Here is a 14,649-nt window from a genome sequence, read left to right as displayed (position 1 = left end):
TTTTGTTCCCCAAGTCTTTTGCCGAGAGAAGGCCCGAAGGGCAGGGCAGTCCTCCTCAGTCCTGCAATGCGTGAACCAGCTTGCCCCCGACATAGGTCGCAACGGCTCGCCCGCTGAAGCGCGCATCCTCGAACGGCGTGTTCTTCGAGCGGGAGAGAAGCATGTCCTTGGAGACAAGCCAAGGTTCTTCGAGATCGATCAGCGCGATATCGGCCTTGGCGCCGGGCTTCAACGTGCCGGCATCGAGGCCGAAGATCTGCGCCGGCCGCGTGGACATGGCATCGATCAGCCGCATCAGGCTGACCTGCTCGCTGTGATAAAGCCGTAGCGCTGCCGCAAGCATCGTCTCCAGTCCGACCGCACCATCTTCGGCCTCGGCGAACGGCAAGCGCTTCGTATCGACATCCTGCGGGTCATGCGAGGAGACGATGATATCGATCGCGCCTTTTGCCAGCGCATCCACCATTGCAACCCGGTCGTCTTCGGAGCGCAATGGCGGATAGAGCTTGAAGAAAGTGCGGTATTCGCCGATGTCGTTCTCGTTCAGCGCCAGATTGTTGATCGAGACGCCACAGGTGACCTTCACGCCGCGCGAGCGGGCAAGCTCGATCGCCTCGACCGATTCCGGCACCGAGATCATCGCCGCATGGTAATTGCCGTGCGTCAGCTGGGCGATGCGCAGATCGCGTTCGAGCGGGATCAGTTCCGCTTCCTTCGGAATGCCGGAGAGGCCGAGCCAGCTTGCAAGCAGGCCTTCATGCATGACGCCATTGGCGCCAAGATATTTGTCACGCGTGGCACAGGAAATGACGGCGCCGAATTCGCGTGCATAGGTCATCACTCGGCGCAGCACTTGCGTATCGGAGATGCTGGAATGCGCGTCGGTGAAGGCGACGGAGCCCGCCTGCATCAAGAGGCCGATTTCTGTCATCTCCTCGCCGGCAAGGCCCTTGGTAATGGCCGCTGCCGGGTAGACGTTGACGACGGCCGTATCTCGTGCCGTCTTCTTGACGAACTCGACGAGCGCGATGTCGTCGATGACGGGATGCGTATCCGGCATCATGATGATGGAGGTCACGCCGCCCGCTGCCGCAGCCCGGCTTGCCGAAGCGATGGTTTCGCGGTGCTCGCCGCCCGGTTCGCCGATATGGACGCGGGCGTCGACGAGGCCAGGCGTTGCGATGAGGCCGGTGCAATCACGCACGGCAGCCCCTGCGGGGGTACCCTGGTTCTGCGCTTCCTTGCCGGCCGCGACAATCAGGCCGTCCTTGACGATGATGGTGCCGACTTCATCGAGATTGCGGGAAGGATCGATGATGCGAACGTTCTTGAGGACGAGATTGCTCATGCGCCCACTCCATCGGTGCGGGGTCCCTGATTCTGGGAAACGAGCAGCGTCTCCATGACAGCCATGCGCACCGCGACCCCCATTTCCACCTGTTCCGCAATCACGCTCTGCGGGCCGTCAGCAACTTCGGAGGCAATTTCCACGCCGCGGTTCATTGGCCCCGGATGCATGACGAGCGCATCTTCCTTCGCCGCCTTCAGCGTTTCCGCATCGAGGCCGTAGAAATGGTAATATTCGCGCACCGACGGCACGAAGGCGCCGGACATGCGTTCACGCTGCAGCCGTAGCATCATCACCACATCCGCGTCCTTCAGCCCTTCCTTCATCGAATGGAAGACCTCGACGCCCATTTCGGCAATGCCGGCCGGCAGCAGCGTGGCAGGAGCGACGACGCGCACCCTGGCGCCCATGGCGTTCAGAAGAAGGATGTTGGAGCGCGCGACGCGCGAATGCAGGACGTCGCCGCAGATCGCCACGATGATGCGCGACAGCCGACCCTTGGCGCGGCGGATCGTCAGCGCGTCGAGCAGCGCCTGCGTCGGGTGTTCATGCTGGCCGTCGCCGGCATTGACGACGGAGCAGGAGACCTTCTGGGCTAGAAGTGCCGCGGCGCCGGCGCTGGAGTGGCGGATGATCAAGACGTCGGGCCGCATCGCGTTCAGCGTCATCGCCGTGTCGATCAGCGTCTCGCCCTTCTTTACCGAGGAATTGCCGACCGACATGTTCATCACGTCGGCGCCGAGACGCTTGCCGGCAAGTTCGAAGGAGGCTTGCGTCCGTGTCGATGCCTCGAAGAAGAGGTTGATCTGTGTCAGTCCCCGAAGGGTCGACGTCTTCTTCTCTCTCTGTCGGCTGATCTTGACGGCTTCGTCAGCCTTGTCGAGAAGATAGGTAATATCCTGCTCGGTGAGGCCCTTGATGCCAATGAGGTGGCGGTGGGGGAAAAAGACCATGACCCTGCCTCTTATTGTCTTCGCGGGGTCTATAAAGAGTGTAGGGGGAAGGGGCAAGCTTGCACTGTGAGCAAATCCCTATGTCCCCATGCATTTTCCGTCGAATCCCGCTAGAGCAGAAATCTGCGAATCACGAACTTCCGGTTTACCTTTGCCGGGTCCATGAAATAGAAGCGAACTATGACCTCCGCAAACCGGACTGAAGACAAACTCGCCGAACTCAACCAGCCGAGCCTCTGGTCGGGAATCAATGCCTATCGATCCGATCCGCTGATCGTCGATCTGACTGCCACGCTGCCGCGCACCATCCGTGAAGACCTTGAAAACATGGGCCGCTTCGTCACCTCGCCGGAAGCGCAGGAACTGGCGCGCATGGCAAACCAAGGCACGCCGCAGCTGCGCACCCATGGCCCGCGCGGCGAACGTCTTGATATCGTCGAATTCCACCCCGCCTGGCACGCGCTTATGCGCCGTTCCATGGCGTCCGGCTTGCATTCCTCCGTCTGGGATCCGCAGGCCGATACGGAGGCCAAGGATCAGGCCCACCATGTTCGCGCGGCCCGCTTCTATCTGACGGCGCAACTGGAATCCGGCCATCTTTGCCCGTTGACGATGACGAGCGCATCCGTTGCCGCTCTCTCGGCCTCGCCGGCCGTGCAGAAGGACTGGGCGCCGAAGATCCTGTCGCGCAAATATGATTCATCCAATCGTCCGGCCATGCAGAAGTCGGCCGTGACGATCGGCATGGGCATGACGGAAAAACAGGGCGGCACCGATGTCCGCGCCAACAAGACCGCTGCCGAAAAGGTCAGCGAAGGCATTTACCGGCTGTCCGGCCACAAGTGGTTCATGTCCGCGCCGATGAGCGACGCCTTCATCATGCTGGCACAGACCAAGGAGGGCATGGGCTGCTTCCTGGTGCCGCGCCTGCTCGAGGATGGTTCTGCCAATGGCCTGCAATTCCAGCGCCTGAAGGACAAAGTCGGCAACCGATCGAATGCTTCGTCCGAAGTGGAATTCACCGATACGTTCGGCTTCTTGCTCGGCGGTCCCGATGCCGGCATCCGCACCATTCTCGATATGGTGACGCTGACGCGGCTCGATTGTGCGCTCGCCTCTTCGGGCATTATGCGCGCATCGCTCGCCGAGGCCGTGCACCACACCCGCGGTCGCAGCGTTTTCGGAAAGATGCTGGTCAACCAGCCAATCATGACGCGCGTGCTCGCCGACATGGCGCTCGATGTTGCCGCCGCCACGGCTCTCTCCTTCCGCCTGGCCGATGCCTTCGACAAGGCGCGTGGCAATGCCGAAGACGCCGCCTATGCCCGCGTCATGACGCCGGTCGCCAAATACTGGTGCTGCAAGATCGCCCCGTCGCTGATCTACGAGGCGATGGAATGTATCGGCGGCAGCGGTTACATCGAAGAGCGCCCGATCGCCCGCCACTATCGCGAGGCGCCGGTCAATGCGATCTGGGAAGGGTCGGGCAACGTCATGGCGCTCGATGTGCTGCGTGTGCTGAACCGCGGCAAGGATCTGTTCGAGACGGTGTTTGCAGGTTTTGCGCGCGATCTGGGGCCGGCCGGAAAGAAGACGATCGACGTGCTGCGCGCCGCGATCGCGCTTTGCGAACAGGATGAGGGCGCTGCCCGCCTGCTCGTCGAGCAACTGGCGCTCGTTGCCGGTGCCGCCGAGCTCTACCGGCTCGGGGCAGGGCGCATTGCCGATGCTTTCATCGAGACCCGTCTGGCGGGCGGCTGGCGCTCGACTTACGGCATGCTCGATTCCCGTTTCGATGCGAGCTACATCGTCGATCTGCTTTACCCGCCAGCTGCCTGATGCAGGTGTTTCGGAACGCACGGCGGGACGATCTCGATCAGATCTACGGCATTTCGCTTGCGACCGGCGATGGCGGTCAGAATGCGAGCCACCTCTACAGTGATGGCCGCCTGGTCGGCCATATCTATTCCGCGCCCTATGTCGTGCTCAACCCGGAAACGACCTTTGTGGCGGAGGATGAGCTGGGCATCGCCGGCTACATCGTCGGCGCCTACGATACCGTCGCCTTCGAAACGCGGCTTGAACGCGAATGGTGGCCCGCTCTGCGCGATCAATATGCCGATCCGTCCGGCGATCCCTCTGGATGGACGGCCGACGAGCGCCGCAGCTTTGCGATCCATCATCCGCACACCATGTGGGCCGAGATCGTCGAGGCTTATCCGGCCCATATCCACATGAACCTGATGCCACGCCTGCAGGGGCAGGGTGTTGGAAGCCGTCTTCTGGAGCATTGGATATCTGAAGCGCGTCAGGCAGGTGTGCCCGGCATTCACCTCGGCGTCAATGCCGACAACCAGGGTGGCCTGCGCTTCTGGTCTTCCCGTGGTTTCGAGCGCCTGCTCCCGCCACTCGTCCCGGCATCGGAAGCCTCCGTCTGGTTCGGCCGCACGCTCTAACCGAGCTCTGTTTGCCACAGGGTAAGCATTCCATCATTTGATGGCGCAAAAAAATCCGGCCGCGTTGCCGCAGCCGGATCATGTCATTTATCGCCGAAAATCAGCTTTCAGAAGAAGCCACGACGCTGCCACCAGCCAGCCTTCTTCGGCTTGCCTTCGCCCTCGGCTTCCGCGCCCTCGGTGCGGGTGGAGGTGACCGTCGGTTCAGAGGACGAGATATTGGAGCCGCGGTTGGCGCGAACAGGCTTTGCCTCTTCCTGTGCCGGCGTCGCGAGATCCGCAGAAGCTTCCGCCGCTTCCGGTTCTGCCTCGACGACAGGCGCCTCAGCGACGGGCACTTCAATCACGGGCTCTTCGACGGGCGAGGGTGCTGCGGCCTTGCGGCGACCACGGCCGCGGGCCGGTTTGACCTCCTCGGCTACGCTTTCGCTGCCTTCGATCGCAGCCATCGCAGACTGGCTCTCGACGGTTTCAGCCGCGATGACTTCGATCACGTCTGCTTCCGTTTCGGGCGCTTCGTCGCCGGCTCTATCATCGCCTTCATCCGCCTCACCGTCTTCCGCGGCTGCACTGGTCTCAGCGCCTTCATCACCACGGTTGCGGCGACCGCCACGCTTGCCACGACGGCGGCGCTTACGGCGCTGGGAGTCATCGCTGTCGGCACGGGCTTCGGCCGGTGCCTCGGCGGCATCGCTATCACCTTCGCTTCCGTCGTCCTCGACCTCATCGCCGTCATCGGCCTCGCCGGAAACGGCGTCGGCAGCAACCTGCTGCTCGGCGCCACCGTTGCGACCGCGACGACGGCGACGGCGCTTGCGCTTGCGTCCACCTTCGCCTTCACCCTCTGCACGGGCAGCAGGACGCTCGGCGGCAACAGGCTTTTCTTCCAGCTCTTCGTCTTCCTCCTCGTCATGCTCGATGACGACATCGTCGTCATCGTCATCGGGGATGGCTGCGAAGTTGAAGAGGCTTTCGATCTTGACCGGGTTTTCGACCGGCTCGCCGCGATCGATCGCGAAATGCTGCGCGCCGACCGAGCCATCCGCATCGATGATGATCGCCACGCCGAAGCGGGCTTCATAATCGACGATCGTCTGGCGCTTATGGTTGAGCAGGTAGAGCGCGATATCGGGCGTCGTGCGCACGGTGATATTGTGCGTGGTGTTCTTGAGCAGATATTCCTCGACGCCGCGCAGCACATGCAGGGCGACGGAGGACTGCGAACGGACATGGCCGGTGCCGCCGCAATGCGAGCAGACCTGCGTCGTCGATTCGAGAACGGAAGCGCGGATGCGCTGGCGCGACATTTCCAGAAGGCCGAAATGCGAGATGCGGCCAACCTGGATGCGGGCGCGGTCGTTCTTCAGGCATTCCTTCAGCTTCTTCTCGACAGCGCGGTTGTTGCGCTTCTCTTCCATGTCGATGAAGTCGATGACGATAAGGCCGGCAAGGTCGCGCAGGCGAAGCTGGCGGGCGATTTCTTCCGCCGCCTCGAGGTTCGTCTGGAGCGCCGTATCCTCGATCGAGTGCTCGCGGGTCGAACGGCCGGAGTTGACGTCGATCGAAACCAGCGCTTCCGTCTGGTTCATGATCAGATAGCCGCCGGACTTCAGCGTCACCTGCGGCTGAAGCATGCGGTCGAGCTGTGCTTCGATGCCGGAACGCGAGAAGATCGGGTGGATGTCGCGATAGGGCTGAACCACCTTGGCATGGCTCGGCATCAGCATCTTCATGAAGTCTTTCGCTTCACGATAGCCTTCTTCGCCGGCAACGATGATCTCGCCGATATCCTTGTTGTAGAGGTCGCGGATCGAACGCTTGATGAGCGAGCCTTCTTCGTAGACGAGGCAGGGAGCGGTGGAAGCGAGCGTCAGCGTGCGGACGTTTTCCCACAGGCGCATCAGATATTCGAAGTCGCGCTTAACCTCGACCTTGGTGCGGTTTGCGCCAGCCGTGCGCAGGATCACGCCCATGCCTTGCGGCACCTCGAGCATGCGGGCGATTTCCTTCAGCCGCTTGCGGTCCTGCGGGTTGGTGATCTTGCGGGAAATGCCGCCACCGCGCGCCGTGTTCGGCATCAGAACCGAGTAGCGACCTGCGAGCGAGAGATAGGTGGTGAGAGCAGCGCCCTTGTTGCCGCGCTCTTCCTTGGCGACCTGTACCAGCAGGATCTGGCGGCGCTTGATGACTTCCTGGATGCGGTACTGCTTGCGCGGCTTGCGCTGCACGCGGTCCGGAACCTCTTCCATCGCGTCTTCGGCGCCGACGGATTCGATAACCTCCTCTTCGCCGTGGTCGTCGTCATCATCGTCGTCGTCCTGACGGCGCTTTGAAACGTCGACATCCTCGGAAATGGAGTCCGTTTCGACCATCGCGGCCATCTCGCCGCCGGTCGAACCTTCGTCATCGTTGTCGGCGACCGATGCTTCCGGTGCGGCGGTCTCTTCGGCAACCGGCTCGGCTGCCTTCTTGCGGCTGCGGCGGGCGCGGGGCTTCTTGGCTGGCGCTTCTTCAGCGACGGGTGCGGCCTCTTCGGCGGGTGCTGCTACTTCTTCTGCAGCAATTGCCTCCGGCTGTTCCACCGGAACGATGCCGATATCGGGCTGATCCTGCGTGGAGAGATCGACGAGCGGCGCGGTCTCGACATGCTCGACGTCCTCGTCGCGGCGATGCTCCTCGGCTTCGGCGCGAAGCAGAGCCTGACGGTCGGCAAGCGGAATCTGGTAATAGTCGGGATGGATTTCGGCAAAGGCCAGGAAGCCGTGCCGGTTGCCGCCGTAATCGACGAAGGCGGCCTGCAGCGAGGGTTCGACCCTCGTTACTTTTGCAAGATAGATGTTGCCGCGAATCTGCTTCTTGTGCTGCGACTCGAAGTCAAATTCTTCTATGCGGTTCCCGCGAACGACAACGACGCGCGTCTCTTCCTCGTGAGACGCATCGATAAGCATTTTGTCTGCCATGTAAGCTGAGCTCCTCGGCGAGGCCGCGAGAGCGCATTCCCGACTGCTGTTGACACAGAAAGAATGCGGTCCGCCGTGGCCGCGCCGGATAATAAAAGTCGCGATTGGTGCGAGGGAGAAGGCAGCAGCCAGACCGCAGCCGGAACCATTTCGTTCCGGGGCCTGTACACTTCAGATAAAACCTGCTGCGAAACCATCAACAACCAAGCGTGATCGACAATGACGAAGACCCGTTTCGGGTCCGATGAGTTTGCTCCCTGAGAGCGTGGTGGCTGATCCACCAATGAAATCCCAGCATGAAGCCGGAAAATCAGGATCCAGTTCTCGGGTGGAAATGCATTAGACGGCGGACGATTACCGGTTGTAGCGCCAGGTCCGGGGGTCGGCTGGCTGCCTCGCGGCGACTCTATCCCGTCAACACTTCTACCCTAAAATTCGTTGTATGTTTTCTCTGTCACAATAGCAAGGGAAAAGCCAAATGTGCCATAATATTGATGGATTTCGCATCGCATAAACTTCTCGGGGATAAGCGATCCTGATTCGAGGGTCGGTGCGTATGCGCTCGCCTCTAGCGGGCGACAGCAGGGGCGATGTAGGGTCCATCGCAGAAAAAATAGGGTGTGGCGGGCTATTGTTTAAGAGGTTTCGGATCGCGGCGGAGTTGTCCGCAGGGCGAAAACTGGGTTTTGCGGCGTGGCTTTTCGCCTTCGCAGCGCTTTGCGCGGTTCCGGGCAGCGCAGCCGGTGCAAAGAACCCCTTGTTGGCTTACGGAGCGCGTATCGTCGGCGACGACGCCAGAACCCGTATCGTCATCGATTTCGACCGTGAGCCTCGTTTTTCCGTCCACTACATCGCCAATCCCGAGCGCATCGTCGTCGACCTGCCGGCAACGGCTTTCGGCTTTCCGGCCAAAGACCTTGAGGCGCGGGGCCTCTTCAAGGACATCCGTTATGGCGCCATGGACGAAGGAAGCGCCCGCATCGTGTTGACGGCGGCGCGCCCGGTTCAGCTCGCCCTTGCCAAGGTGCAGACGGATGAGAGCGGTAATGGCCACCGGCTGGTGCTCGATGCCGAGATGATCGACAAGCAGAAGTTCGCCGAACTTGTGAAGACCCAGTCTTGGACCGACAAGACGGATGCGGCTGAGATGACGAGTGCCATTCCCCAGCCGGAAAAGGCAGCACCCGGAGATTTCGTCATTGCCATCGATGCCGGCCATGGCGGTATCGACACAGGCGCCATCGGCGTCGATACGAAGACCGAGGAAAAGCAGGTGACGCTCGCCTTCGCCAAGGCGCTGGCCGATCGCCTGAACAAGGAGCCGGGCATCAAGGCCTTCCTGACGCGCGACGACGACGAATTCCTGTCGCTCTCGCAGCGGGTGCTGATCGCCCGGCAGAACCATGCCGGCCTCTTCATTTCCCTGCATGCCGATACGCTGAAGCAGAAAGATATTCGCGGCGCGACGGTTTACACGATTTCCGACAAAGCCTCGGACAAGCTCGCCGCCGATCTTGCCGAACGCGAAAACCTGTCGGACCAGATCGCCGGCAAGGAAACGGTCGCCGAGCCGCCTGAGGTCGCCGATATCCTTCTTGACCTGACGCGGCGAGAGACGCAGGCCTTTTCGATCTCGCTTGCCGAAAGCGTACTCGCTTCGTTCAAGGATCAGGTCGGCACGATCAACAATCCGCACCGTCACGCGGGCTTCCGTGTGCTGCAGGCGCCGGACGTCCCGTCTATCCTGCTCGAGCTCGGCTTCCTCTCCAATGTCGAGGACGAAAAGCGTCTGCTTGACGATGTCTGGCGGTTGAAGATGGCGGATCTCCTGACCGATGCGGTGAAACGGTACCGCACGAGCCTGATGGCAAACGGCGGCTAGCCTGGGCGTTGCCCGGAAGTGACACCCGCGCCTAAACCGGGACCTCTTGCCGACTGGGAAGGAGAAAGTAGCGGGACGGGCCCTATTTTGCTCACATTCGCGCCGTTACTCCGATCTATATGTTTCGAACATGTAAGACGGAATCGGCTTGTGGCGCCAACGCGCATGGAGTAAGCCGCGCAACGTGCAAAGAGACATGATCTGTGCGATTGTGGCGGCTGCGCCGATCTAATGATTAGAAATACCGGTAGCTGAAAAATATGGTTAGACTTCTTGGATATTTCTTCGGGATAGCATGCGTCCTGTTCCTGGGCGCTGCGGCTGTTATTGCCGTCTATCTTGCTAATGTCGCGAAGGATCTTCCTGACTATGCGGTGCTCAACAGCTATGCGCCGCCGGTTACCACCCGCGTTCACGCCGGTAACGGTGCGCTCATGGCCGAGTACGCCAAGGAAAAGCGCCTGTTCCTGCCGATCCAGGCTATCCCGGACCGCGTCAAGGCTGCTTTCCTTTCGGCCGAGGACAAGAATTTCTACAACCATCCCGGCGTCGATCTGACCGGCCTTGGCCGCGCCATCCTCGTCAATCTTCAGAATTTCGGCTCCGGCCGCCGCCCTGTCGGTGCATCGACGATCACCCAGCAGGTGGCGAAGAATTTTCTTCTGACCTCCGACCAGACGATCGACCGCAAGATCAAGGAAGCAATCCTGTCCTTCCGCATCGAGCAGGCCTACAGCAAGGACAAGATCCTCGAGCTTTATCTCAACGAGATCTTTTTCGGCCTGAACTCCTACGGCATCGGCAGCGCCTCGCTGACCTATTTCAACAAGTCGGTTACCGAGCTGACGATTGCTGAATCTGCTTATCTCGCATCGCTGCCGAAGGGCCCGGCCAACTACCATCCCTTCCGCCATCCGGACGCCGCGCTCGAACGCCGCAACTGGGTCATCGACCGCATGGTCGAGAACGGATACGTGAGCCAGAGCGACGGCGAGGATGCCAAGAAGCAGCCGCTCGGCGTCACCGCCCGCAACAGCGGACCGTCTCTTTTTGCTTCCGATTACTTCGCCGAGGCCGTCCGTCGCCAGCTCATCGATCAGTATGGTGAGAAGTCACTTTATGAAGGCGGCCTTTCGGTGCGCACCTCGCTCGATCCGCAGATGCAGCTCTTTGCGCGCAAGGCGCTGCAGGATGGCCTGACCAATTACGACGAGCGCCGTGGTTTCCACGGACCGATCAAGCAGATCAGCACGTCTGGCGACTGGGGTCCGTCGCTCGCCGAAGTACCCGCTCTCTCGGACGTGCCGGAATGGCGACTGGCGGTCGTGCTCGCCGTTTCCAGTGACAGCGTCGATATCGGCCTCCAGCCGCCCAAGGATGGAGGCGGCAAGGTCGCAGCCGAACGCGAGCGTGGTTCGATTGCAGCCAAGGACATGCAGTGGGCATTCCGCTCCGCCGCCGGCGACCGCAAGACGACGAAGTCGCCGGTCGGCGCCGTCTCGGCCGGAGATGTCGTCTACGTCGAGCGTCTCGGCGGCGACAATTCGACCTCCTATCGCTTGCGTCAGCCGCCGAAGGTACAGGGTGGTCTCGTCGCCATGGACCCGAAGACGGGCCGCGTTCTCGCCATGGTCGGGGGCTTCTCCTATGCCCAGTCGGAATTCAATCGCGCCACGCAGGCCATGCGCCAGCCGGGTTCCTCCTTCAAGCCCTTCGTTTACGCCGCTGCCATGGACAACGGCTATACGCCCGCCTCGGTCATCATGGACGCGCCGATCGAGATCGTTTCGGGCGGTCAGGTCTGGAAGCCGGAAAACTACGGCGGCGAAGTCGGCGGCCCCTCGACGCTGCGCTCCGGTATCGAGAATTCGCGCAACCTGATGACGGTGCGCCTCGCCAATGACCTCGGCATGAATATTGTTGCCGAATACGCTGAACGCTTCGGCGTCTACGACAAGATGCCGCCGCTGCTCGCCATGTCGCTCGGTTCGGGCGAAACGACGGTGCTGCGCATGGTTTCGGCATATTCAGTCATCGCTAACGGCGGCAAGCAGATCAAGCCGACGCTGGTTGACCGCATCCAGGACCGTTACGGCAAGACGATTTTCAGGCATGAGGAACGTCTCTGCGAAGGCTGCAATGCCGGCGACTGGCAGAACCAGGAAGAACCCAACATCGTCGACAACCGCGAGCAGGTTCTCGATCCGATGACCTCCTACCAGATCACCTCGATGATGCAGGGCGTCATCCAGCGCGGTACGGCTGCCGGCAAGGTCGATCTTTCGGGCCGTGACGTTGCTGGCAAGACCGGTACGACCAACGATGAAAAGGACGCCTGGTTCGTCGGCTTCACGCCGGACCTGGTTGCCGGCCTCTACCTGGGCTTCGATACGCCGGCCCCGCTTGGCCGCGGCGGTACAGGTGGCGTTCTCTCAGCGCCAATCTTCAATGAATTCATGCAGGCGGCCGTCAAGGACATGCCAGAATCCAAATTCGTGGTCCCGGCCGGCATGAACATGATCGCGATCAACCGCAAGACCGGCATGGCTGCTGTAGACGGCGAGCCGGGCACCATCATCGAAGCCTTCAAACCGGGCACTGGCCCGGCTGACAGTTTCTCCGTCATCGGCATGGACGGCACGATGGCGCCGGAAGAAATCCTGCGCACGTCGCCGCAAGCAAACCAGGCGGTCCAGACCAACACGCCCGGCCTGTTCTGATCGAGACCGATTTCCTTTGCACCCGCCACGGCTCTTTACATCCGCGGCGGGCGTCTCTATGTCACGAGCTTTGCAGAATACCCCGGCACTCACAGAATACCGAAGCAAAGAAGCAGGAAAATGCGAGCGGAAATCCAGAACGTAGTCGATGAAACCAAGCAGGCTATCACCCTGCTGAGGAGGCATCTTTGACTGGGACCAGGCGGTAAGACGACTGGACTGGTTGAACAACAAGGCAGAGGACCCCAACCTCTGGAACGATGCGCAGGAAGCCCAGAAGCTGATGCGCGAGCGCCAGCAGCTCGATGACGGCATCAACGGCGTCAAGGCACTGGAGCAGCAGCTTTCCGACAATATCGAGCTTGTCGAACTCGGCGAGGAAGAAGGCGACGAGGGCATCGTCAAGGAAGCCGAAGACGCGCTGAAAGGCCTGCAGGCCGAGGCTGCCCGCAGGCAGGTCGAAGCCATGCTGTCGGGTGAAGCCGACGGCAACGACACCTATCTGGAAGTTCATTCCGGTGCCGGCGGTACGGAGAGCCAGGACTGGGCGAACATGCTTCTGCGCATGTACACCCGCTGGGCCGAGCGCCAGCGCTTCAAGGTCGAACTGATGGAAGTGCATGACGGCGAAGAAGCCGGCATCAAGTCCGCGACCCTGCTGGTCAAGGGCCACAATGCCTATGGCTGGCTGAAGACGGAATCAGGCGTGCATCGCCTCGTGCGCATCTCGCCCTATGACAGCAACGCGCGCCGCCATACATCCTTCTCGTCGATCTGGGTCTATCCGGTTGTTGACGACTCGATCAACATCGAGATCAACGAAAGCGATTGCCGCATCGATACCTACCGTTCGTCGGGCGCCGGCGGTCAGCACGTCAACACGACGGACTCGGCCGTGCGTATCACCCATATCCCGACCGGCATCGTCGTCGCCTGCCAGCAGGAACGCTCGCAGCACAAGAACCGCGCTAAGGCGTGGGAAATGTTGCGTGCCCGCATGTATGAAGCCGAGTTGAAGAAGCGCGAAGAGGCGGCCAACGCCGAAGCCGCTTCCAAGACGGATATCGGCTGGGGCCACCAGATCCGCTCCTACGTTCTGCAGCCCTACCAGCTCGTGAAGGACCTGCGTACCGGCGTTGCGAGCACTGCTCCCGATGACGTACTCGATGGCGACCTGAACGAGTTCATGGAAGCGGCACTTGCTCACCGCATCAGTGGCGCAGCCGATGCTGTCGTCGACGACGTCGACTGAGCGGTAAGGACAGATTGAGACAGAAAGCCCTGGAAACGGGGCTTTTTCTTTTTCAAACGTCCGCTGGAATGTCTATTCCGTGAAAGAATACACCCGATCGCTCGGCGATCTCATCGTGGACAGCCGCACGCTCGATGCCGGCAGGATCGACAAAGAGATGCTCTGCAAAGGCAAGGCCCAACGGACTGCCCTCGGGCAGAAAGACATAGTGCCCAAGCCCGCCCGGAAGCATTCGGAAGGTGCTTCGATCGAGCCGCGCATGCAGCCATTTCGAACATTCTTCGACCGGGGCGGTGTTGTCGGCATCGCCGACCAGAATGAGGGCAGGCTTATTGATGGCTTCCAGGCTCTCTTCGCTGAAGCCGCGGATAGATCGACCTGGCGCGCAGACCAGCGCGGCCCTGATCCTGTCGTCGCGATAGGATTGCGACATCCGCGACCATGAATCGCGAAATGCCGTGCTCGTGCCAAGCAGCGACCGAATATGATCGGCGAGGTCAGGAAATTCCCTCGGGCCGCGCGGCCCCCCAGGCTTCAATCTGGATTGTTCGAACTGCGAAAATTGCGCGACCGCGCCGAGAAGCAGCATTACCGTATAGGCTCCTGCTGAAAAGCCGGCGGCGAATACGCTCTTGATATCGATATGCCCGGCAAGATCACCCTGCCAGTCTTTTCGGCGATCGAGCATGAGGCTCAGATCGGGCGCGCGCTCCCAAAGGCAGGCAAAGCCCTCGGCGCGATAGGCTTCGCCGCCGGTATTGCCGTGGTGGTCGACGCCGAGCGCGATAAATCCACGATCGACCAGGCGGCGGGCGAGCCATTCCAGCCCTGCAGCCGAGCCACCGGTGCCATGCGACAGCAGTACCAGCGGGTAGGGCTTCGTCGCCGGCTGAACGGGCGCATCGCTGGCGACAGCGGCCCTTCTGAACCAGCTTCGTCCCGGGATTTCGGATTCGATCGATTCGTCGATTGCCGGATACCATAGGGACCAGCGGACAGGTCTTGGACCGGTCTCGTCCCAGTCCGGCCGCGTCTCGTCGTGGAGAACGCCTTCGCGAAAGCCGAGTTTCATGGCTTA

General features: G+C 61.3%; 9 protein-coding genes. 5 read left to right on the top strand and 4 right to left on the bottom strand.

Features of this window, described 5'->3' with window-relative positions; all coding sequences use genetic code 11:
- Window positions 1-55 precede the first annotated feature (55 nt).
- Both H4W29_RS02015 and H4W29_RS02010 read right to left on the bottom strand, forming a co-directional pair.
- Complete coding sequence (locus H4W29_RS02015; RefSeq protein ID WP_192727435.1) at window positions 56-1,348, bottom strand: dihydroorotase; 1,293 nt, start codon at window positions 1,346-1,348, stop codon at window positions 56-58.
- Complete coding sequence (locus tag H4W29_RS02010; protein WP_007823958.1) at window positions 1,345-2,301, bottom strand: aspartate carbamoyltransferase catalytic subunit; 957 nt, start codon at window positions 2,299-2,301, stop codon at window positions 1,345-1,347. The genes H4W29_RS02015 and H4W29_RS02010 overlap by 4 nt, the downstream gene beginning before the upstream one ends.
- 180 nt (window positions 2,302-2,481) lie before the next feature.
- Here H4W29_RS02010 and H4W29_RS02005 point away from each other — a divergent pair, with 180 nt between their 5' ends.
- A complete protein-coding gene (locus H4W29_RS02005; RefSeq protein WP_192727434.1) occupies window positions 2,482-4,140 on the top strand; it encodes an acyl-CoA dehydrogenase family protein in 1,659 nt (552 codons plus the stop codon).
- Entirely contained in the window at window positions 4,140-4,757 is a 618-nt protein-coding gene (locus H4W29_RS02000; protein WP_192727433.1) for a GNAT family N-acetyltransferase, read from the top strand. Before H4W29_RS02005 ends, H4W29_RS02000 begins: the two co-directional genes overlap by 1 nt.
- A 107-nt stretch (window positions 4,758-4,864) precedes the next feature.
- Here the strand turns inward: H4W29_RS02000 and H4W29_RS01995 are convergent, their stop codons facing one another.
- Window positions 4,865-7,717: an Rne/Rng family ribonuclease gene (locus H4W29_RS01995; protein ID WP_192727432.1), complete on the bottom strand. Its 2,853-nt coding sequence runs from the start codon at window positions 7,715-7,717 to the stop codon at window positions 4,865-4,867.
- A 631-nt stretch (window positions 7,718-8,348) separates the two neighbouring features.
- Between H4W29_RS01995 and H4W29_RS01990 the strand changes: the two genes are divergently transcribed.
- The 3 genes from H4W29_RS01990 (at window position 8,349) to prfB (ending at window position 13,571) form a co-directional block, all read left to right on the top strand.
- Window positions 8,349-9,599, top strand: a complete 1,251-nt coding sequence (locus H4W29_RS01990; protein WP_192727431.1) for an N-acetylmuramoyl-L-alanine amidase — start codon at window positions 8,349-8,351, stop codon at window positions 9,597-9,599.
- A gap of 260 nt (window positions 9,600-9,859) precedes the next feature.
- Complete coding sequence (locus H4W29_RS01985; protein ID WP_192727430.1) at window positions 9,860-12,319, top strand: penicillin-binding protein 1A; 2,460 nt, start codon at window positions 9,860-9,862, stop codon at window positions 12,317-12,319.
- Between the two features lie 120 nt (window positions 12,320-12,439).
- Window positions 12,440-13,571, top strand: a protein-coding gene (gene prfB, locus H4W29_RS01980) for a peptide chain release factor 2 (RefSeq protein WP_192727429.1) whose coding sequence is annotated in 2 segments (ribosomal slippage) — window positions 12,440-12,508 and window positions 12,510-13,571 — 1,131 coding nt in all. Because the reading frame shifts where the segments join, the coding sequence is not laid out codon by codon here.
- Between the two features lie 52 nt (window positions 13,572-13,623).
- On the opposite strand, the gene H4W29_RS01975 is transcribed toward prfB, so the two are convergent.
- Window positions 13,624-14,643 (bottom strand): alpha/beta hydrolase family protein, encoded by a 1,020-nt coding sequence (locus tag H4W29_RS01975; protein WP_192727428.1) that lies wholly within the window; start codon window positions 14,641-14,643, stop codon window positions 13,624-13,626.
- Window positions 14,644-14,649 lie beyond the last annotated feature (6 nt).

The organism is Rhizobium viscosum (assembly GCF_014873945.1).
Classification (GTDB): domain Bacteria; phylum Pseudomonadota; class Alphaproteobacteria; order Rhizobiales; family Rhizobiaceae; genus Rhizobium; species Rhizobium viscosum.
Note: the sequence above shows the minus strand (reverse complement) of the source record. Positions and strands in the feature narration are given on the sequence as shown.